At 57.4% G+C, this 20,476-nt stretch carries 24 protein-coding genes and 1 pseudogene; 12 read left to right on the plus strand and 13 right to left on the minus strand.

Annotated elements, in window-relative coordinates; genetic code table 11:
* Positions 1-208: 208 nt before the first annotated feature.
* Positions 209-1,126 carry a bestrophin family protein gene (locus tag CWM53_RS00170; protein WP_049163577.1) on the minus strand — a complete coding sequence of 306 codons (918 nt, stop codon included), beginning with the start codon at positions 1,124-1,126 and terminating at the stop codon, positions 209-211.
* Positions 1,127-1,390: 264 nt separating this feature from the next.
* Positions 1,391-2,312, minus strand: a pseudogene (locus tag CWM53_RS00175) (cation diffusion facilitator family transporter); the annotation flags it as partial.
* Positions 2,313-2,532: 220 nt separating this feature from the next.
* Here CWM53_RS00175 and CWM53_RS00180 point away from each other — a divergent pair.
* Positions 2,533-3,219, plus strand: coding sequence for an ABC transporter substrate-binding protein (locus tag CWM53_RS00180; RefSeq protein ID WP_100729636.1), 687 nt, complete (start codon positions 2,533-2,535; stop codon positions 3,217-3,219).
* A 3-nt stretch (positions 3,220-3,222) separates the two neighbouring features.
* On the opposite strand, the gene CWM53_RS00185 is transcribed toward CWM53_RS00180, so the two are convergent.
* The 4 genes from CWM53_RS00185 to CWM53_RS00195 form a co-directional block, all read right to left on the minus strand.
* Positions 3,223-4,092 carry an oxygenase MpaB family protein gene (locus tag CWM53_RS00185; protein ID WP_074385754.1) on the minus strand — a complete coding sequence of 290 codons (870 nt, stop codon included), beginning with the start codon at positions 4,090-4,092 and terminating at the stop codon, positions 3,223-3,225.
* A 103-nt stretch (positions 4,093-4,195) separates the two neighbouring features.
* Positions 4,196-4,627 (minus strand): OsmC family protein, encoded by a 432-nt coding sequence (locus tag CWM53_RS00190; protein WP_008804765.1) that lies wholly within the window; start codon positions 4,625-4,627, stop codon positions 4,196-4,198.
* A 113-nt stretch (positions 4,628-4,740) separates the two neighbouring features.
* Complete coding sequence (locus CWM53_RS30695; protein ID WP_074385753.1) at positions 4,741-4,875, minus strand: hypothetical protein; 135 nt, start codon at positions 4,873-4,875, stop codon at positions 4,741-4,743.
* A gap of 24 nt (positions 4,876-4,899) precedes the next feature.
* Entirely contained in the window at positions 4,900-5,304 is a 405-nt protein-coding gene (locus tag CWM53_RS00195; protein ID WP_074385752.1) for a YdeI family stress tolerance OB fold protein, read from the minus strand.
* A 145-nt stretch (positions 5,305-5,449) separates the two neighbouring features.
* Between CWM53_RS00195 and CWM53_RS00200 the strand changes: the two genes are divergently transcribed.
* The 3 genes from CWM53_RS00200 to CWM53_RS00210 all read left to right on the plus strand — a co-directional run bounded on the left by CWM53_RS00200 (position 5,450) and on the right by CWM53_RS00210 (position 7,718).
* Positions 5,450-5,953, plus strand: a complete 504-nt coding sequence (locus tag CWM53_RS00200; RefSeq protein WP_074385751.1) for a hypothetical protein — start codon at positions 5,450-5,452, stop codon at positions 5,951-5,953.
* Positions 5,954-5,961: 8 nt separating this feature from the next.
* Positions 5,962-6,408: a DUF421 domain-containing protein gene (locus CWM53_RS00205; RefSeq protein ID WP_061154478.1), complete on the plus strand. Its 447-nt coding sequence runs from the start codon at positions 5,962-5,964 to the stop codon at positions 6,406-6,408.
* A gap of 314 nt (positions 6,409-6,722) precedes the next feature.
* A complete protein-coding gene (locus tag CWM53_RS00210) occupies positions 6,723-7,718 on the plus strand; it encodes an SDR family oxidoreductase (RefSeq protein WP_100675532.1) in 996 nt (331 codons plus the stop codon).
* On the opposite strand, the gene CWM53_RS00215 is transcribed toward CWM53_RS00210, so the two are convergent.
* The 5 genes from CWM53_RS00215 to CWM53_RS00235 form a co-directional block, all read right to left on the minus strand.
* Complete coding sequence (locus tag CWM53_RS00215) at positions 7,715-9,340, minus strand: alpha-amylase family protein (RefSeq protein ID WP_100729635.1); 1,626 nt, start codon at positions 9,338-9,340, stop codon at positions 7,715-7,717. The two genes, CWM53_RS00210 and CWM53_RS00215, sit on opposite strands and share 4 nt — an antisense overlap.
* A 54-nt stretch (positions 9,341-9,394) precedes the next feature.
* Complete coding sequence (locus CWM53_RS00220; RefSeq protein ID WP_012968126.1) at positions 9,395-9,577, minus strand: hypothetical protein; 183 nt, start codon at positions 9,575-9,577, stop codon at positions 9,395-9,397.
* 17 nt (positions 9,578-9,594) lie between these two features.
* Entirely contained in the window at positions 9,595-10,101 is a 507-nt protein-coding gene (locus CWM53_RS00225) for a ferritin-like domain-containing protein (RefSeq protein WP_074385747.1), read from the minus strand.
* 23 nt (positions 10,102-10,124) lie between these two features.
* Entirely contained in the window at positions 10,125-10,340 is a 216-nt protein-coding gene (locus CWM53_RS00230) for a hypothetical protein (protein WP_008804758.1), read from the minus strand.
* Between the two features lie 201 nt (positions 10,341-10,541).
* The gene (locus CWM53_RS00235; protein ID WP_008804757.1) at positions 10,542-10,727 is read right to left on the minus strand and encodes a general stress protein; all 186 of its coding nucleotides are present in this window, start codon (positions 10,725-10,727) and stop codon (positions 10,542-10,544) included.
* A gap of 653 nt (positions 10,728-11,380) precedes the next feature.
* On the opposite strand from CWM53_RS00235, the gene CWM53_RS00240 reads away from it, so the two are divergent.
* Both CWM53_RS00240 and CWM53_RS00245 read left to right on the plus strand, forming a co-directional pair.
* Positions 11,381-12,295 carry an SDR family oxidoreductase gene (locus tag CWM53_RS00240; protein WP_162677465.1) on the plus strand — a complete coding sequence of 305 codons (915 nt, stop codon included), beginning with the start codon at positions 11,381-11,383 and terminating at the stop codon, positions 12,293-12,295.
* Between the two features lie 166 nt (positions 12,296-12,461).
* A complete protein-coding gene (locus CWM53_RS00245) occupies positions 12,462-12,707 on the plus strand; it encodes a DUF2543 family protein (RefSeq protein ID WP_100729634.1) in 246 nt (81 codons plus the stop codon).
* Between the two features lie 67 nt (positions 12,708-12,774).
* On the opposite strand, the gene CWM53_RS00250 is transcribed toward CWM53_RS00245, so the two are convergent.
* On the minus strand, positions 12,775-13,668 hold the full coding sequence (locus tag CWM53_RS00250; RefSeq protein WP_074386184.1) for a LysR family transcriptional regulator: 894 nt from the start codon (positions 13,666-13,668) through the stop codon (positions 12,775-12,777).
* 114 nt (positions 13,669-13,782) lie between these two features.
* Between CWM53_RS00250 and CWM53_RS00255 the strand changes: the two genes are divergently transcribed.
* Complete coding sequence (locus tag CWM53_RS00255) at positions 13,783-14,634, plus strand: Vmh family MBL fold metallo-hydrolase (protein WP_074385746.1); 852 nt, start codon at positions 13,783-13,785, stop codon at positions 14,632-14,634.
* 177 nt (positions 14,635-14,811) lie between these two features.
* On the plus strand, positions 14,812-14,952 hold the full coding sequence (gene sra / locus CWM53_RS00260) for a stationary-phase-induced ribosome-associated protein (protein WP_012541615.1): 141 nt from the start codon (positions 14,812-14,814) through the stop codon (positions 14,950-14,952).
* On the opposite strand, the gene CWM53_RS30700 is transcribed toward sra, so the two are convergent.
* Positions 14,949-15,077, minus strand: coding sequence for a hypothetical protein (locus tag CWM53_RS30700; protein WP_012541614.1), 129 nt, complete (start codon positions 15,075-15,077; stop codon positions 14,949-14,951). The two genes, sra and CWM53_RS30700, sit on opposite strands and share 4 nt — an antisense overlap.
* Positions 15,078-15,132: 55 nt before the next feature.
* Here CWM53_RS30700 and CWM53_RS00265 point away from each other — a divergent pair, with 55 nt between their 5' ends.
* The 4 genes from CWM53_RS00265 to CWM53_RS00280 all read left to right on the plus strand — a co-directional run bounded on the left by CWM53_RS00265 (position 15,133) and on the right by CWM53_RS00280 (position 20,465).
* Positions 15,133-16,830, plus strand: a complete 1,698-nt coding sequence (locus CWM53_RS00265) for an NAD-dependent malic enzyme (protein ID WP_008804752.1) — start codon at positions 15,133-15,135, stop codon at positions 16,828-16,830.
* Positions 16,831-17,013: 183 nt separating this feature from the next.
* Complete coding sequence (locus CWM53_RS00270; protein WP_100729633.1) at positions 17,014-17,709, plus strand: glycosyl transferase; 696 nt, start codon at positions 17,014-17,016, stop codon at positions 17,707-17,709.
* Positions 17,706-18,392 (plus strand): hypothetical protein, encoded by a 687-nt coding sequence (locus CWM53_RS00275; protein WP_100729632.1) that lies wholly within the window; start codon positions 17,706-17,708, stop codon positions 18,390-18,392. Before CWM53_RS00270 ends, CWM53_RS00275 begins: the two co-directional genes overlap by 4 nt.
* Before the next feature lie 357 nt (positions 18,393-18,749).
* Positions 18,750-20,465 carry an ABC-F family ATP-binding cassette domain-containing protein gene (locus tag CWM53_RS00280; RefSeq protein WP_100729631.1) on the plus strand — a complete coding sequence of 572 codons (1,716 nt, stop codon included), beginning with the start codon at positions 18,750-18,752 and terminating at the stop codon, positions 20,463-20,465.
* Positions 20,466-20,476 lie beyond the last annotated feature (11 nt).

The following is a 20,476-nucleotide window of genomic DNA, read 5'->3' on the forward strand; positions in this document are numbered from 1 at the left end:
CAAGGATAGTACGATGGGAAAGCGTAGGTACTGCGTTTGTTAACTGAATAATAACATACACCACAAATCTGTATAATTGATGTTATCTATCAGGTGTTAAATTTAACTTATTTGCAAATTTTCGCGCTTTTCGTCGCTGTGCGGTGACGGATAAAAGGCCCACGGGAAAGCGATGACCGGGCAGCGGAAACCGCCCGGTGGGTCTGGTTCAGGTCAGATTGAAGTAACGGTCCGGACGCAGCGTCTCCGGCAACGGATGTTGACCGGTCATGTCGAGCAGATTGCGCTCGATGGTGTTGCACATCGCGTTCAGCGGCAGGTCATTGGCAGCGGTACCGAAAGGATCTTCCAGTTCCTCCGCCAGCGAATCCCATGACAAAAAGGTGTAGGAGATAAACACCGAGACAAACGGCGTCATGTAGTGCAGATCGCCGACCAGGGCGAACGGCAGCAGCGTGCAGAACAGGTACACGGTGCGCTGCAGGATCAGGGTATAGGCGAATGGCACCGGGGTGGTGGCCAGCCTTTCACAACCGCCCAGCACGTGCGCCAGCTCATCGAGTTTGTTGTCCATCAGCCCGTAGGTGATGTCGCTGAGCTTGCCCGCCTCCCGCAGCTGGCCAATTTCGTTGCCGACCAGCAGCAGGATCCGGTTGGTGGGCATTGAGCTGGCGAGGATCTCCGCCACCTTGTCCTCCGGCAGCAACCGCCGCAGGTCAGCCGTCGGATCGGTTTTGCGCAGCTGGTGCTTCAGGCTCCAGCTAAAGGCCACCAGATAGCTGACGATGCGGCGATGGGCATCGTGTTCGGCCGGCAGGATATTACGCAACTGGCGTACCAGCGTGCGTTCGGCGATAAGCACCGTCCCCCACAGATTGCGCGCTTCGACGAACCGGCTGTAGCTGGCGCTGTTGCGAAAGCCGAGGAAAATCGCAATCGCAATCCCCAGCAGGCTGAACGGCGCCACCGTTAAGTGGATCCCTAGCTGCTCGTACCATTGATAGCTGATAATGGCGATGATGGACATCAGCACATTAAGCAGCAGACGAAAGATGATTTTCGACAGCACGGAGCCGTGCCAGTCAAATAAGCGAAGAAACCAGTGTTGTTCTGGCCGAATGATCATTGTCTGACTTCCTGAATTACCGCTCTGGTCATTATCTCTGAATAAAGAATAGAGATTATCTATGAACCGATTGGTTTATTTTATCGTTAACTGCGATGGGCAGATCTTCGCCATTATTTAGCGATGGTAATGGCGTTTTTAGTATGGGCCTTTTTTATATTTCAGGCAATCGATGCGCGGGCGCGTTACGCCAGCAATTAAGGCTCAGGGAAAAAATAGCCGCTGAGCCAATAAAATTGTCGCTTCAGGACACCGGGGGCGCCAGGCCGCTTTCGTCAGCCCCGCATAGCGCGCTGGGATCGAGATGCACCATCACATTGAGCACCGGATGCTGCGCCAGGACCCGCTCCCGCGCCTGACGGGCGATCTGGTGTCCCTCGGCTACCGACATCTCTCCCGCCACCTCGAGATGGACATCCACCAGCACCAGATCCCCCGCCTTACGGGTTTTCAAATCGTGCAGACCCGCCACGCCCGGCGTAGCCTGCAGCGTGCCGGCGATCGCCCGCTGCGTCTCTTCATCGACGGCGCGGTCCATTAAATCGTGCAGCGCCGTGGCGGCGAAACGATAGCCCATGCGGGTGATCAGCAGTCCCACCGCCAGCGCGGCAAGCGGATCGAACCAGGCGAACCCAGCCAGATTACCGATAATCCCCAGCGCCACCACCAGAGATGACGCGGCGTCGGAGCGGGCATGCCAGGCGTTGGCGATGAGCAGCGACGAATTCAGCCGCGTGGCAGCCGCCAGCATATAGCGAAACAGACCCTCCTTGGCGGCCAGCGCCACCAGCGCCATCCACAGCGCCACGCTGTGCACCGCCGGAATCGTCTGCGGCTGCACCAGGTGACCTGTCGCGGACCACAGCATGCCGACCCCGACCAGCACCAGGATCGCGCCGAGGATCAGCGAGGCGCCATTCTCGTAGCGCCAGTGTCCATAGTGGTGATCGTGGTCCGAGGGTCGACGGCTCTTTTTATTCGCCACCAGCACCACCCCATCGGCGACCAGATCGGAAAAAGAGTGCATCCCATCAGCAATCAACCCCTGTGAGCCAGAGAATATTCCCACCACAACCTGAAACACGGAAAGGAAAATATTGACCACCACGCTAATAAGGGTACTCTTTCGCGCCTGCATCGAACGCTCATGATATTTATTATCATTTTCAAAATTATGTTGTGTCATTATTTCTCTCCCTTTGTGAGCGGGAAGAATAAACTGACAAGCTGAGTTTATGCTTAACAATATAAAAGCCATTGCCTTTCAGTTTAACGATATCGGCGCTGTCGATTATTAATATATTCTGAAAGGGTGGCAGGACAGGTACAACCGCGCGCGGATGGGCTATCTTATGACTGGCCCGGCAGGTCGGGCCACTTTCTCTTCACCACCACAGGAGTCAGCGATGTCAGAGATCACCTCATCCCGGCTGCGTTTTGCCATTAACCTGGGCAACGCGGTCCTGGCCCATCTCGGGGAGACGGGGGAGCCCGCAGGCCTCACCGTCGAGCTTAGCCATCGGCTGGCGACGCGCTGGGGCGTCGCCGCCGAGTTCGTCCCCTATCCTGCCGCCGGAAAAGTGGTGGCTGACGCTGGCGGTGATCACTGGGACATCGCGTTTCTGGCCATCGACCCGGCCCGGGAAGCGACCCTGCGTTTTACGCCTCCCTACATCACCATCCAGGGGACCGCGCTGGTGAGAGCCGGTTCGCCCTGCCAGAGCGTGGCCGACATGGATCGCCCGGCAACCACCATTAACGTCGGGCAAAACGCCGCTTACGATCTGTGGTTAACCCGTCATCTGCAGCACGCCAGCCTGAATCGCCTTCCCTCCTCGCAGGAAGCCATTGACGCCTTCCTCGCCGGTGAAGGGGATATGGTCGCCGGTATCCGACAGCCGCTGGAGGCGGCAGCCCGTCAGCACGCTGGGGTGCGGGTACTGGCGGATAATTTTACCGAGATCCAGCAGGCCATCTGCGTCGCCAGGGCGGATGTCGCTGGCTTCAACGCGGTGAATGACGCGCTCAGCGAGTGGCGGGCGGATGGCAGCCTGGAGGCACTGATTGCCCGACAGCTGGGCAAGGCGGAGTGACCTTCACTCCACTTCCATCCGGCGCATGGCGCAATGCCAGGCGCCGTTGCGTACCGAGGCACGGAGCACACGGGCCACGCCATGCACCATCAGGCGCGTCGTGCGCCGCTGCAGCGGCGTGAGCGGCAGCCCCAGCATCTCCTGCGCCCATTCCGGCAGCAGATCGATCCCGGCGCGCATCATGACCTGACCCACCGGCTGGCTCAGCCTACCCGGCAGACGAGTAGAGAGCAGCACCTCGGCTACCTCCCGGGTACGTTCGTCACAGCGCAACTGCGGACGCATCGCCTCGAGATAGTCCGCCACTTCCTGCGGCGTCTGAGGGATGTCCTGGGCCCCCAGCCGGCGGGCGATTTCCGCCGACTCGCGGAAATAGTCCTCCTGGCGCTCGGCGCTGACCACCGTCCGCTTGTAGCGCAGGTGGGAGGCCATAAAGCGACTGCACTCGGCGACGTGCACCCAGGTCAACAGCGCCGGGTCGCTGGCCTGATAAGGCGTTCCGTCCTTATCCACCCCGCCGATCCGCTGATGGATCCCCTGCACTTTGGCGATGAGCCGCTCGGCGTCGGGGGTAGTGGCAAAGGTGGTGGCGGAAATAAACTGGCTGGTACGGCGCAGGCGGCCAAAGATGTCCTCACGGAAACGGGAGTGATCCCAGACGCCGGCCAGCGCCAGGGGATGCAGCATCTGCAGCAGCAGCGCGCTGATGCCGCCGCAGAGCATCGAGGTAAAATCGCCGTGTACCTGCCAGATGGCCGACTGCGGACCAAACAGCCCTGGCTCCCCTTTAGGCTGTTCAAAATCGATCTCTTTTAGCGCCATGCCGGTCAGGCCGAGCACCTGCGCCTCGATCATCCCGCGAATGCCGATCATGATGGTGTCCCTTACGTTCAACTAAAGGACAAAAGATACCACTATTGGGCAGGCAGGGAGAGATATCGCGGAGAGGGTGCCCGCTGCACGCGGGCACGACAGCTTACGGATTCAGCTGGTAGTCGAGGGTGATATTGGCTTTCAGCACCTGCGATACCGGGCAACCGGCCTTCGCTTTCTGAATGATCTCATCGAACGCCGCCGGCGCAACGTCCGGCAGAACAATCTGACTTTGCAGCGCGATGTCGGTTATCGCAAAGCCGCCGTCGGTTTTATTGAGGGTGACCACCGCCGTCGTGTCGATTGACGTTGCGGTATAGCCCTCTTCGCTGAGCATCAGCGACAGAGCCATTGAGAAACAGGCGGCATGCGCGGCGCCAATCAGCTCCTCAGGGTTAGTGCCTTTCACCCCTTCAAAACGGGTGTTAAAGCCGTAGGGCTGCTGGCTCAGCGCCCCGCTCTCTGTCGACACGGTGCCTTTGCCATGTTTCAGATCGCCTTCCCAGTGCGCCAGCCCTTTCTTATGAATCGCCATGTGACTCCTCCTGTGATGATGTCGAACAAAAAGTATAGTGCGTGATGCCGAACCTGCGCCTTTTCTGCGGCCTGGGCATCACTGTGCCCTTAAGGATCTCGTGGTCAGCCTCGCTAACGGCCATCGTGTGGATGATAAGGATCGGTTTTGTCGTCCTTGCTGTCGTCCCGTTTACGCGGCACTTCGCCATGCTCGGCAGGCGCTTCTCGCGCAGGATGCTTTCCGCCCTGCTCGCCTTGTTTACTCATATCGGTATTCTCCGCTTGCGTAGGTTACTTAGGCGACTGCTTGAGCAGACGATCGACACGCACCACCGGCGGCGTCATTTTGCGATCGAGGCTGCCGTTGATGCTGACCAGATCGTCAGGCTCTACGTGCTGTTCGTTAAAAGCGGCGGCCGGAATGATGGCGGTGATGGTGCCGCTTTTATCGCGAAACTGATAACGGTCATTTTCCCCTCGGGTGAGCAAATTACCGCGCAGTGAAATAGTCGCGCCATCGTGCATGGTTTTCGCCTGCTCAACGGTCATGATCCGGCCATCCTCGACGCCGCGATAGCCGTCATCCAGTTTGTGCGGCGGCGGCGGTGCGGCATCCTGACTAAAACCGCCCTTATCCTCCGCCTGTGCAATACCCACGGCGAGTACACAGGCCATAGCGAGCGCTAATTTTTTCATCATCCCTCCGTCATTTTATAAGTGATTAGAATAAAGCCTGGCTGAGGCTATCCACTTTTACAAAGTCAATTGTTCTGATATCGACTAATATAAGAATGTCCTTATCGTTACGCTGTTGCCGAAACGAAACGCGGGGGAAATAATAATGATTAAGAATCAACAGGATTGTCCCATCGTTGACGAAAATGAACGAGCACTACGCTTCGAATATCGATTCCGGCGCTATGGGATAATTGTTCTGAGTCTCATCATTCTTACCGCACTAAGCGGTCTGTGGTCCTCCGGTTATTTCAGTGAAGCGCACCGGGAAAGTGACGCAGGTGAATTAAGCGTCGATTATCAACGCTATGCCAGACTGATGAGTGAAACCGAAGTGAATATCCAGATTAAACCCGATGGGGGGAATGAAAACATTATCAGCTTCACCGCCCCGTTTTTATCGCGCTACCAGGTCGGTGATATCCGCCCACAGCCGGATAAAATGTACAGCGCCGAGGGGAAATTATACCTCGTGTATCAGCAAACGGCCAACCGCTTGCCGATGTCGGTGTGGTTATCCATTACCCCAAAAACAGCCGGCAATATTTCCCTGCAGGCAGCAGTGAACGATCGCGCGCCTGTCACCTGGAACCAGTTTGTCTATCCCTAGGAGTGGCTATGGAAATGGTCCTCAGAGCCGCAGCAATCTATTTTATCCTGTTGATTATTTTTAAGATTGCTGGCAGAAGAACGCTGATGCAGTTAACCAACTTTGATCTAATATTGCTGCTGATAATTAGCGAAGCCACCCAACAGGCGATGCTCAGCACAGACTATTCCGTCACCGGTTCGATGCTCACCATCGTCACTCTGGTGGGTGTTGATATTTTATTCGGCTATATTAAAAAACGCTTCTCGCAGGCGGAAAATTTCATTGATGGTAGCCCGGTTATTGTGGTGGAAAATGGTGCTGTCATCGACGAAAAGATAAATCTCGTCAATATCTCTGTCGATGATATCCTGCTGGCAGCCAGGCAGCACCATGGGATTTATGAGCTCAAAGCGATCAAATTCGCTATCCTCGAGCGTAACGGCCAGATATCCATTATTCCTGAAAAGGAATAGTCTCAATTTTATTTATCGCGCTCCGGTTGTTTATCACCCGATTCCGGGGCGCGGGTGGCGTCATCCTCTTCTTTTTCAACGCTAAGCATATTTAATGTCACCATTTTTCCTCCTCGCGGGTTGTCAGGGTTCTAACAGATTATAGAACGTCCTCGCCGATGCAGGCACGATCCAGCCAGCGTCACCCGGATATGTCGCCTGATTCACACTGCGGTTATTCCAGGATATTTCCCACCTCGTCATTGTCATTTGTGAGGAATAATTAACCGATCCGTGCAGTTAATATTGCGCTAGCCAAAAAGAATGAGGTCACTATGTCTGTGATGGTAATTACCGGCGGAACCGCGGGGGCGGGTAAAGCCACCGCGCTGCGTTTCGCCCGCGCAGGATATCACGTGGCGCTGATCGCCCGAGATGAGACGGGTCTGCAGGAAGCACAGCTGGCCTGCGAACGGTTTGGCATTAAAACGCTGGCCATTAGCGCCGACGTCGCCGATGCCGGGGCGCTGCAGCGCGCTGCCGCCGAGGTGGAAGCCACACTCGGCGCGATAGACGTTTGGATCAACAACGCCATGACCACCGTCCTGGCCCCCTTTCGTCAGATGAGCGAGGAGGAATTTCGCCGGGTGACGGAGGTCACCTATCTCGGCTATGTCAATGGCACCCGCGCAGCGCTGGAGGTGATGACGCCTCGGGATCGGGGAGTGATTATTCAGGCCGGCTCGGCGCTGGCCTGGCGGTCGATTCCCCTGCAATCGGCCTACTGCGGAGCCAAGGCGGCGATCCGCGGCTTTACCGATGCCGTGCGTACCGAACTGATGCACGAGCAAAGCCACATCCAGTTGACCATGGTCCAGCTGCCGGGGATGAACACCGCCCAGTTTGGCTGGGCGCGGAATAAAATGGATCAGGCCATGCAGCCGGTGCCGCCGGTCTATCAGCCGGAAGTCGCCGCCGAGGCTATCTACAGCGTTATCCAGCGTCCGGTCAACGAGCTGTGGGTCGGGAAAAGCACCATCCAGTCGATCCTCGGCCAGGTCTTCTTCCCTCGCCTGCTCGATCGGCTGATGGTGAAAAAGGCGTGGGAGGGACAGTTTACCGGCCAGCCGAAACCGGCAGAGCATCAGGACGACCTGTTCACGCCGGTGCGCGGCAATCACCCCGGACACGGCCCCTTTAACGATGGCGCGCGGCGTAAAGCGGTGACGATCAGCGCCGATCTCCCGGGAAAAGTGGCTGCCGGCGTCGGAGTAGCGGTGGCGACGATGGCCCTGCGGGCGTTGTTCCGTCGTTCCGGGAAACGGCGCTAATCCAGGCTCCGGCTGAACCAGCGGTACCCATACCCGGAAAGCGACAGCCGCGCGTCATCCCCGCCGGTCAACCTGTCCCGATAGTATTTATCTTCCAGTATCGGGCTCCAGTAGCTCCTGGCCAGCGGCGGGAGTTGCACCTCTACCGTCTGCTGGCTGCAGTTCGCCAGCATCAGCACTTCCCGCGATTCGCTGCGATAGCACAAGCCCAGCACCGCAGCAGGTTTCACCGCGAGGATGGCGAAAGGAATGGAGCCCGGCTCGGTATATTCCGCCCGCGCCAGCACCATGTTGCGCACCCGGTTCAGCAGCGATCGGGGGTGGCGTAGCGCCGTTTCGACATTGATCCGCTGGTAGCGCCACCGCCCGCTGGCTATCGGTTTTACCGGCAGATCGTCCCGCGCCGCCCGGGAGAAGCCGCCGTTGGGCGCCGCCGACCACTGCATCGGCGTTCTGACCGCATAGCGCTCCGGTAAACGCAGATCGTCTCCCATGCCAATCTCGTCGCCATAGCGCATCACCGGCACACCGGGCAGCGCCAGCAGGATCGCATGGGCCAGCGCCATGCGCTGGGTATCGCCATCCAGCATCGGCGCCAGTCGCCGGCGTACGCCACGCTGGTAAACGGACATGGATTTATCAGGGGCAAAGGTGCGGATAACCTGGCGCTTATTGCGTTCGCCAATCCCCTCGAGATCCAGTTCATCATGGTTACGCAGCCAGTTGACGAAGCAGCACCCGTCCGGCGGGGTCACCATCGCCTGCAGAGCCTTCACCACCGGGGCGGCGCGCTGCTGCGCCAGACTGAGGTAGAGGTATTTGTTAAGCCAGAAATTGAGCACCATCTGCAGCCGATCGCCGTGGCCAAAATAATGGCGGTAATCTTCTACCGCAACGTCTACTTCACCCAGCAGTATCGCATCGGGATTGAGGCGCTGAACGACCTGCCGGAGATGGGTCAGGAGCGGGTAGCCGCGCGCCTCGTCACCCTTCCCGGCCTGTTTCACCAGATGCGACGCGGCATCGAGGCGAAAACCTGACACTCCCGCCTGCAGCCAGAAGGTGATGATGTTTTCGATTTCAGCGATCACCGGCGGATGAGCAAGATTCAGATCCGGCTCATGACGATAAAACATGTGGCGATAGTATTGCCCGGCCTGTTCGTCCCAGCGCCAGACGCTCTCCTCGACGCCGGGAAACATGGGGGGATCGTCCTTCTCCGGCGGCCTGTCGGCCCAAAGATAGTATGGCCGCCACGGCGACCGGGGATCGTGCCTGGCCGCCTGAAACCACGGGTGCTGCGCGGAGGTATGCTGGATCACCAGCTCGACGATGACCCGCAGTCCCAGCTCCCGGGCGCGGGCAATCAGCTCAATGACGTCGGCAATGGTGCCAAATCGCGGGTCAGGCTGCAGATGATCGCTGATATCATAGCCATCATCCTGCAGAGGGGTGAGATAGAACGGCGTCAGCCAGAGCACCGTCGCCCCGAGGCTGCGAATGTAATGTAGCTTTTGGCGAATACCGGCGAGATCGCCGTAGCCGTCACCGTTAGCGTCATAAAACAGTGAACTATCAACCTGATAAATGACCGCTCTGTGAAACCACTGTTCCCGTTGCATCACTATCACCTTGCTTATTCACCCTGACGGGTGGCCCGTCACTCTCCAGCAGATTCAGCGCGGTTTACGTCCACCCCTCGCCGTCGGCCGGGGTTTGGCGACAGGCGATACGGTAGCGTGCTCCGCTGAAGGCGCCCGATTCGCCACCGCGTCCACCAGAGCCTGCTGTCTGGCGGTTAATTTCAGAGGAACCTGTTCCTCGACAGCATGAAGCGCGATCGTGTGGCGTTTAACCATAGTTTTTCTCCGGCGGCTTATTTTCCGGCCTCAACGCCAGGCAGTTCAGCACGATGCAGAAATTGCCCGACGATTGTCGGCTGATGATGAAGCAGCCAGTCAGCCATGCCTCGCTCCTCCGCCAGCATCGCCTCCAGGGCGTGGATGGCATGGTGGTCGCCCACCCGTTTCGCCGCAGTCAATAAGGCGGTATAGCAGGCGACCTCGAATTGCGCAAAAACATAGGCCGTGATAATGACTTTAATGACCTCATCGCCGGGCAGCATCATCCCAATGGACTGGCCCAACGCGGCGACCCGGCTCATCGCATCCTGCAGCGCGGAGCGGGAAATATGATTACGGGCAATGATATCCTGCAGAGACGATAATTGCCGGCGGGTTTCATAGAGATGTTGTTCAAGACGCGTGCGCAGTGGCGGATAGTTTTCACTCCTTCTGATTGCGGCGATTAATATCACTTCGGCCTGTTTTTCCATCGCATGTGCATCGCGCAGCCAGTTATGGTAATTTTCAATATCCGTCATAAATACCTCTGATAACTAATCCTTTATTTGGATGTGGGATCTTCATTCTCTTCCGCCGCCTGATCCGCCCGCGCTGCGCTATATCCGGACAAATGCCCAACGATATTCGCATAAATACTAATGAGAATGACCCACAGGACGCTGTTTTTCCACCAGATTAACGAGGGTATTGCCAATATTACCCACATCACAGCAGCGACAAGATGGCAGCGTTTAATCAATGCCGGTGTCAGTTTCATTTTTATTACCTGCTATGTTATAAATACTTAACCATTGACCAGCATATTGTTAATATCATTTACCCTTCGCGTTTCACAGATAAATATGGATTAGGCGACACGATTTATTATTACCAGCCCATATAAACAGAAACCTGCGGACCGGCAGGCCCACAGGTTTTTGTTCCGGCGCCCGTTTTAACGCGCCTCAGGCTTCAGTCATTAACTGTCACCGGCTTTACGACCACCGCCATGACTGTTCTTACCACCCTTTTTACCGGCTTCGGATGCACGTTCAGGATCATTTTTAAAGTTCCCGCCGCTGTGCTGTCCGCCTTTACGCCCGGCTTCGGATGCTTTTTCACGATCTTCTGCAAAGTTACCTGAACCGCCTCTATGCTCTGCCATAATTTCACCTTTTAGGTTTACTCGATCTCGGTTGGTAAATGGAAAATGACCCTGTTACAAATCATCGCCCTCGATATCTAACACTAGAGGAATGCTCGCAGCAGTCAAATTAACGCCAGGCTTTTATCCACGCCAAATGGCAAATAAAAAATAAATAACGAAGCGGCGGAAAAAATAAATACAGTGTAACTCATTTATTCGCCTTAGATTATCACCACTCACTATCATGAAATTTTCTCGCTCCGGCGCTTTTGTAAAAAAATGAAAATGATGGGCGTTTTTTTATTTTTTCATCAGCCAGGCACTTCAGTCATAAAAATACTCATAATGAGGTAGTTCATCATTCACCCATGGGTGCGAAAGAATATTTTTTCACAATGTTCCACCCCTTCGCTTTTAAAAATCGCACCGTCATTCAGCCCGCCCGATAAAAATAGCCCAGCCCCGAATTAAGGATGGAATAATCCTAATTTAACACCACCAATAATAACGCAGCGACATACAACGAAAGTCGCCATGGATCAGCCGGTTAAAGTCAAATAAGGCCCCTGTTTTGCCTGTTAAACAAGATAGATGATCTTCTCGCGTTGCCAGGCCTGGGGTGAAGCTGGCCTATCCTTAGGTCTGGCCCGTTCTGTCTGAAGGAGATGACTATGCAAGATGAAAAACCGCCAATGAAAAAATTACCCACCTCCATGTTGCCAGAAGAGACGGCTCCACGTCCGGAGTTCCCGGAGCAAGAACAAAACCCACCGGGTCTGGATGCGGAAATGGAGCCATCACCGGACCACGGGGAGACCAGCTACACCGGCACCGGGCGGCTGGCGGGTAAGAAAGCGTTAATTACCGGCGGCGACTCCGGCATTGGCCGCGCGGTGGCGATCGCCTTTGCCCGCGAAGGGGCCGATGTCGCCATAAGCTATCTGCCGGAGGAGCAAGAGGATGCCGATGAAGTCATCGCGCTGATCAAAGCCGAAGGTCGCACGGCAGTGGCCCTGCCGGGGGATATTCGCTCCGAGTCCTTCTGTCAGTCGCTGGTGGCCGACGCGGTGGAAAAACTGGGAGGCCTGAGCATCCTGGTCAATAACGCCGGACGTCAGCAATACTGCGAGACCCTCGAGGAGCTCACCACCGAAGACTTTGACGCCACCTTTAAAACCAATGTCTACGCGCCGTTCTGGATCACTCGCGCGGCGCTGCCCCATCTCCAGTCAGGGAGCGCAATCATTAATACCACCTCGGTGCAGGCCTATAAACCCAGCCCGATCCTGCTCGATTATGCCCAGACCAAAGCCTGCCTGGCGATCTTCACCAAATCGTTGGCCAAGCAGGTGGCGAAACGAGGCATTCGTGTCAACGCCGTGGCGCCAGGCCCTTACTGGACGGTACTGCAATCCAGCGGCGGCCAGCCGGACGAGAAAGTGAAACAGTTCGGGAAAGACACACCGATGGGCCGCCCGGGGCAGCCGGTAGAGATCGCCCCGCTGTACGTCACCCTGGCATCGGATGCCTGCTCGTATACTTCCGGTCAGGTATGGTGTTCTGACGGCGGGGACGGCGTGGTCTAAATCCCTCGCCTCCGGAACGATAACCGGGCCGGCGTCATGCCGGTCCCTCCCCAACACGATCGCCGCGCAACCCCTGCGTGGCGATTTTTCCTCTCCCGCAGCGTATTTAGCCGGCCGCATGCTATGATATCTGCCCGCCGCTGTGCGCTGACCCTGAGGACAACTGATGAGTAATGGGATCCCCCTGAAATTTTATGACATCGTGGACGAATACGAGACCGAAGCGGCCGCGCCGGTCAAAGAGACGGAACGCGATGCGCTGGCGCGCTATTTTCAACTGCTGATTGAGCGGCTGATGAATAACGAAGAGATCGATGAAGAGGCGCAGCAGGAGATGGCCCGTGAAGCGGCTATTGATGAACGCCGAATAGACGATATTGCCAACTTCCTTAATCAATGGGGCAACGAGTAAGTCTCATCGTCAGCTCACCGGCAGGGCCACCGCCCGCCGGTGTTGCCGCTGAACGCAACACCTATGTTCAGGCCCCGGCGGCAATCTCCCCCAGACGTCGCTGCAGCGCATCCAGAAACAGCGGTAGCCCATCGGGCTGATAGTCGCGGGAAAGATAGATGCCATAGACGCTCAGCGCCTTCGGCGTCCAGTCAGGGAGCACCACCTCCAGCGCCCCGCTGGCCAACGCGCTCCGCGCCTCCAGTTCGGGGAGCATCGCAATGCCGCACCCGGCGACCGCCGCCTCCAGCAGCAGAGAAGAGATCCCCGCGCTCAGATTGCCGCTCACCGCCACCGACGCCTCCTGCCCCTGCGCATCGCTGAACTGCCAGCGCTGGCCGGCAAAGTGGCTGTATAACAGACAGTTATGCTGTTGCAGATCGTCAAGCGTCGTCAGCGGGCCATGCTGCTGTAGCCAGCGCGGTGCGGCACAGAGGAGCGAACGACATAGCCCAAGGCGGCGAGCGATCGCCCCGGGCTCCGGGTTGTCGGTAATGCGAATAGCCACGTCGATGCGCTCGCCGATCAGGCTGACCGGATGGTTATTGATATCCAGCTCCAGACGCAGCTGCGGATAGCGAGCGAGGAAGTCCGGCAGCAGCGGAGAGATCAGCTGCATTGCCGTGAAGTGCGCGCAGGCGACGCGCAGCGTGCCGCTGGGGTCGGCCCGCTGGCGCTCGCCGGCGATTTCATCGGCGATCCGCGTCAACCCGCGGGTCTTAAGCAACACTGTTTCCCCCGCCGGCGTCAGGGTCAGCCGGCGGGTGGAACGATGGATCAGCCGGGCGCCAGCCCAGTTCTCCATCTGCTCCAGATAGCGGCTGACCATCGGACGCGACATCCCCAGCGCCCGCGCCGCGGCGCTGAGACTTCCCAGCTCGCAGATGCGCAGGTACACCTGCGCAGCAATCACTCTGTCCATCATGCCCCCTTCATCTGCACGATTTATGAAACTCAGCATCTCTTATTTCAGGAATTCTATCAAATAGCGAAATCCGTACAATGGAACGCATTCACCTGTTACTGAGAACACATCATGAAATTATCTACTCTTGCTGTTGCCACGGCCCTGTTCAGCGGTTCTGTCTTCGCGGCGCCTCTGACGCTGCAAACCTACAATCCGCAGGAAAAGGGCATCTTTGCCGTTAACTCCACCCTCGTTTCCGGCCCGCACGAAGCAGTGTTGTTTGACGCGCAGTTCAGCGTCAAAGACGGCGAAAAGCTGGTGGACATGATCAAGAAAAACGGCAAGCCGCTGACGCGAATTGTGATCACCTCTGGCGATCCGGATTTCTATTTTGGTCTTGAACCGCTGGTGAAAGCCTTCCCGCAGGCGGAAGTGGTCGCCACGCCGGAGGTGGTCAAACATATTGAAGCCACCAAAGCGGCCAAACTGGCGTACTGGGGCCCGCAAATGAAAGATGGCGCGCCGACGCAGGTGTACGTTCCGCAGGCGCTGAAGGCCAACAGCTTTACCATCGACGGCGAGAAAGTAACGATTAAGCAGCCGCAGGACTACGCGGCGTTCGTCTGGATCCCGGCGAACAAAACGATCCTCGGTGGTACCGGCGTGGCGTGGGGCATGCATCTCTGGACCGCCGACACCCAGACGCCGGCCAGTCGCCAGCAATGGCGCAATACCCTGGACCAGATGATCGCCCTGCACCCGCAGCGGGTGATCCCTGGCCATTACCTCGGCACACCGCCGGAGGGAGACAGCGCGGTGCGCTTTACAAAAACGTATCTCCAGCAGTTTGAGCAGGCGCTGAAGACGCATCAGGATTCGGCCGGGGTGATCAAGGCCATGGAGACGCAGTGGCCGGGCCTGGCGGAGACCAGCTCGCTGGAGTTAAGCGCCAAAGTTAACACCGGTGAGATGAAGTGGTGATCCCGGCGGTGCGTGAGGGAGACTGTTCTTAATCTGGCGCGCGAAGGTTGCTATTGCCCTGAAAATGGACCACCCTAGCTGAGGTCGCACAAAAAACGTGCGGCCGACTTTGGGTTACATTTCATCCGGTCACCACCGGGTTTGCCCTTGAAACCAGAACAGGATAAAGGAGTCAGAATGAAATCGAACCATCAGGCACGTCATCTTCTCGGTCTGAACTATAAGCTTTCCCAGCAGAAAAAAGTGGTGCTGGAAGGCGATGAAGAAACCACCCTCAACCACATCCATGCTACCGGCCGCAAACGCCGCGGTGGTTAATTTTCAGTCTGAATGATGATAAACAACACCGTCCTGTTGCCAGGATGGTGTTTTTTTATGGCAATTGATTGCTTGTTTACCCGCTTGACGACCATCTGCTCTATACTCTGCCCGCTGCTTTCCACCCGCCCTCGCTTATCGCCGCGCCGGGACTGTGGTCATGATCAAGGAGTTAGTGCGATGCAATTTACTCATAAGAAAAACCGTTCCCTGTACATCCCTTACGCGGGTCCCGTTCTGCTTGAATTCCCCCTCCTCAACAAGGGCAGCGCCTTCAGTCTGGAAGAGCGCAGCAATTTCAACCTTCTTGGCCTGCTGCCGGAAGTGGTTGAAACCATCGAAGAGCAAGCGGAACGCGCCTGGATCCAGTATCAGGGATTCAAAACTGAAATCGACAAACACATCTACCTGCGTAACATCCAGGACACCAACGAAACCCTGTTTTATCGCCTGATCGGCAACCATCTCGAAGAGATGATGCCGGTTATCTATACCCCGACGGTGGGCGCCGCCTGCGAACGTTTCTCCGAGATTTACCGTCGCGCCCGCGGCGTCTTCATCTCTTACCAGAATCGCCATAACCTTGACGACATCCTGCAGAACGTCCCGAACCATAACGTGAAAGTGATTGTGGTCACCGATGGCGAGCGTATTCTCGGCCTCGGCGACCAGGGGATCGGCGGGATGGGGATCCCGATCGGCAAGCTGTCGCTGTACACCACCTGCGGCGGCATCAGCCCGGCTTATACCCTGCCCATCGTGCTGGACGTTGGAACAAACAACCAGCAGCTGCTGGACGATCCGCTGTATATGGGCTGGCGCCATCCGCGCATTACCGACGACGAGTATTATCAGTTCGTTGACGACGTGATCCAGGCGATTAAGGCCCGCTGGCCGGACGTCCTGCTGCAGTTTGAAGACTTTGCGCAGAAGAACGCCATGCCGCTGCTCAACCGCTATCGCAATGAAATCTGTTCATTTAATGACGATATTCAGGGCACCGCGGCGGTCACCGTCGGGACGCTGATCGCCGCCAGCCGCGGCGCCGGTAGCCAGCTCAGCGAGCAGAAAATCGTCTTCCTCGGCGCGGGTTCCGCCGGCTGCGGCATCGCCGAGCAGATTATCGCCCAGATCGTCCGCGAAGGCGTTAGCGAAGAAGAGGCCCGCCAGCGCGTGTTCATGGTTGACCGCTTCGGCCTGTTAACCGACGGCATGCCTAATCTGCTGCCGTTCCAGAACAAGCTGGTGCAGAAGCGTGAGCATCTGCAGGGCTGGGATACCACTAACGATGTGCTGTCCCTGCTGGACGTAGTGCGTAACGTGAAGCCGAACATTCTGATCGGCGTCTCGGGTCAGCCGGGGCTGTTCACGGAAGAGATTATCCGCGAGATGCACAAGCACTGCCCGCGGCCAATCGTGATGCCGCTCTCTAACCCGACCTCACGGGTGGAAGCGACGCCGCAGAATATCCTGAGCTGGACCGACGGCGAGGCGCTGGTCGCCACCGGCAGCCCGTTTGCCCCGGTCACCCTGAAAGGCAAGCAGTACGCCATCGCGCAATGCAATAACTCTTATATCTTCCCGGGCATTGGTCTGGGGGTGATTGCTTCCGGCGCGTCGCGGGTCACCGACGAGATGCTGATGGCCGCCAGTGAAACCCTGGCGAAACACTCGCCGCTGGTGAACAACGGCGAAGGTCCGGTGCTGCCGGAGCTGAAGGATATCCAGACCGTCTCACGGGCAATTGCCTTCGCGGTCGGCAAAGTGGCGCAGGAGCAAGGCGTGGCGGTGAAAACCTCCGCTGAAGCGCTGCTGCAGGCCATTAGCGATAATTTCTGGCTGCCGGAATATCGCAATTATCGCCGCACCTCGATTTAATCACGCTCACCGGGTCGACATATCGGCCCGGTTTTTAATAACGTCAGAATAATATCTCCCGCCACAGAAACGCCTTTTTCGCCCATATTCATTCATCGTAAAAATATAAAACGGATAGCATTTGCCGCGCGCCCTCCGCTGTGCAAAATAGTTGTTTCTCACCCCCTCACAATGGAATGTGAAATGCAAAAATTAACCCCTGGCGCGAATAAAGCGAATGCTATTCTGATCCGGATTGTCTTGTTTCTTATCGGCGGTATCGCCATCATCACCGGAATGTGCCTCTTCAGCGGCGATATGTGGATGCTCACCCCGCGCGCTGACCAGTATCAGCCCGCCACCGGCGATCTGGTGGATGTCGTCATCTATGAACCGAGTAAATTTTTCTTCGCCCTGCTCTACGTGTTTATTATTACCCTGGTCTGGCTGTTGGCGGTACGTAAAATCCCCTGGCGGGCTATACAGCATCCTATATTACCGCTGATGGTACTGATTGCCGCCGGGATATTTATTTTCCTCCACCCGGAGGTTACCCCCGGACGATATGCCAGTATTCAGTACGGTAAACACAATACCTATTACGCGTCTATATTCTGGATGAAAACCCGGTCAGGTAGTCATTCCGCTAAGCAATCAAAATATGAAACCTTTGTTGAAGCAAAAGATCCCCGCTGGCTTATCGACAGAAACAATCTTGGCCGCGCCTGGCGCTGTGAAGTGCAGCGGCATAGCCAGTTTTACACCCTGTCATTAAATGAGGGCTGGTTTCCGAACGGCGATCCGCAGGTCCTTGCCAACCAGTGTAGCCAGATTGCCGATCTGGATACGGTCTCTGAAGACGAGCTTCTGGTCACTAAAACCATCAGGAGCCGTAAATGAGCCAGCAAAAAATCGTTCTGCGACCGACATTACGTCTCTGGCTGGGGCTGTTTAGCGGACTGTTGTTGGTGAGCGCCATCAGCGCCTTTCACGGTGAGTACTGGTATTTCGGCGATAAGCAGGCGTTTTACGCGGCGAAAGCCGGCGAGGTTTCGGTGCATGAACTCTATACGCCGGCAAAAATCCTCTTTGCTTTTATCGTCAGCACGATCCCACCGCTGCTGTGGCTGCTGCTGGTTAACCGTCGGACGCCGCGGCTGCTGACCCACATTCTCCCACCGGTGTTACTCCTGCTGGCGGGACTGGTGTTTTTCTTCCTGAGACCCGACGTGATTCCCGGCGGGGAGACCCCTGTCTATCGCTACGGCGAGCATGAGCGCTACTACCAGACGGTCCGCTGGCAGAAACTGGAACCGGGCGCGTGGCGGGATACCCGCTCTGAGTACGAAGTGTATATCGAATATCGCGATCCCAAGGGATATCGCAAAGCCGACAATATTAAAAACGCCTATACCTGTGAAACCCACCGGGAGTCTCGCTTTTTGACCTTAACGACCAAGGAGAGTTGGTATCCGGATGCGTATCCGAATATTCTCGAGGCTCCCTGCCAGGTGATAAAGGATCCCCAGGCACTGACGGAATATACCCGCGACCACGCCCGCTGGTTTCCCATCATGTTCTAGCAAACACATAAGCCCTCTGCGCAACCCGGCTTCGTAGACAAAGGCGGCGCAGGCGAAAGCTGGCGGGGGCCCCCTGCCAGTTTTGTCACTGGCGCACTTTTCCTTTCCCCACTACACTGCCACCACCCATCCACTAACTGAATAAAAAAGGAGGCCCCCCATGCTGTATTGTGAAATGTTTATTGTTTCACATGCATTAGGCAATTGCGCCAGCTCAAGCGTTATCGGTATCGTGCTGCGATAACTATGGCTTGAGCGAAGACACTTCACGCAATCCCTTCTCTCCGGCTTACCGGGTTATCGTCAGCGAGTTTTGACGAGGCATTTGCATGCCTGTAACTCTTGAGTAAGTTGACTATGAGTACATTACTAACTGCCCATGCGCTCCACGTGGAGACTGCCTTTGGGCCGCTGTTTAACACTCTCTCCTTCACCCTGAAGAAAGGCGACCGTATCGGTCTCATCGGCCATAACGGTTGCGGCAAAAGCACCCTGTTGCAGGTGCTGGACGGTACCCTCGCGCCCACCTCGGGCAGCGTCTCACTCGCCGGTCAGTGTCTGATGGCCCGCGTTGAACAGCATCTGCCGGAGGCGCTGCGTTCACAGTCGCTGTTGCAGGCCGTGCTGGCCCCGTTACCCGCCGATGTACGGGAAGCGCAGCGCTGGCTGGCTGAACGCCTGCTGGCGCAGATGGGCTTTACCCCGGCGGTGATGGAGCAACAAACCACTACCCTGAGCGGCGGCCAGCACACGCGCCTGCTGCTGGCCCGGGCGCTGATCCGCCAGCCTGATCTGCTGCTGTTGGATGAGCCTGGCAACCACCTCGATCTGCCGACCCTGCTGTGGCTGGAAAGCTTCCTGCAAACCTGGCAGGGGAGCTTCGTGCTGGTGTCACACGACAACATCTTACTGGATGCTGTAACTAATGCCAGCTGGATCCTCCGCGACCAGACGCTGCACAGCTTCGCCTTGCCCTGCAGCGCTGCCCGTCAGGCACTGCAGGAGCAGGATGAAAGCGCCGCGCTGCGTCATAAGGCCGAGCAAAAGGAGATCGACCGGGTCAGCGCCAGCGCCCGGCGCCTAGCCACCTGGGGTCGGGTCTATGACAACGAAGACCTCGCCCGCAAAGCCAAACAGATGGAGAAGCAGGTCGCCCGCCTGAAAGACGAGCAAACCGAGCTCAGCGTCGGCCCGCCGTGGCGTCTGTCATTGCAGGGGGACGCCCTGCCGGCTGACCGCCTGCTGGAGATGGACACCCTGCCCGTCGCGCCCGCGCCGGGCCTGCCATCCCTCTTCACCACCGGCGTGGCGCGCCTGCGCAGCGGCGATCGCGTGGCCATCATGGGCCGCAACGGCGGCGGTAAATCGTCCCTGCTGCGCCTGCTGTGGCAGCAGATGAAGGACGCATCGCCCCTCCCGGGGCTGCGCCTGCATCCCCGGCTGCACCCCGGCTACTATGACCAGACGCTGGAGCAGTTACCGGACGATGCCAGCCTGCTCGACGCGCTGACACCGTTCGCCCCGTCGGCCGACACCCGTAAACGGGCGCTGATCGCCGCCGGGTTTGGCTGGGCGAGACATAGCCAGAAGGTCAGCACCCTCAGCGGCGGCGAGCGGTCGCGGCTACTGTTTGTTGGCCTCTCGCTGGCGCGCTACAGTCTGCTGCTGCTGGATGAACCCACCAACCATCTTGATATGGAGGGTAAAGCGGCGCTGGCGCAGACGCTGCGCGATTACCCCGGCGGCGTGCTGCTGGTCAGTCATGACCGCCAGCTGATTAGCGAAAGCTGTAACCGCTTCTGGCTGATCGACAACGCCGGGTTAACGGAATGGCACAGCCTGGAGGAGGTCTATGCCCGTCTGCAGGCCGTGGCGCCCGCCCCGGACAGTCGGCTCGCTTTGCAGAGTACGCCCGCCGGGGCTGACAATGATGAGGAGGCGCTGCTGGCGCGGCTGATTGACCTTGAGCAATGGCTGGCTGACGATATGGCCCGCAAGCCAAAACATCAAAAGCCATCACTTCAGGCGCAGTGGCGAGAGGAGATTAACCGCCTGCTTAACCAGCTGGCGTAATCTCCATGTTC

It is taken from the genome of Klebsiella sp. A-Nf5, from assembly GCF_002810545.1.
GTDB lineage: Bacteria > Pseudomonadota > Gammaproteobacteria > Enterobacterales > Enterobacteriaceae > Klebsiella > Klebsiella variicola.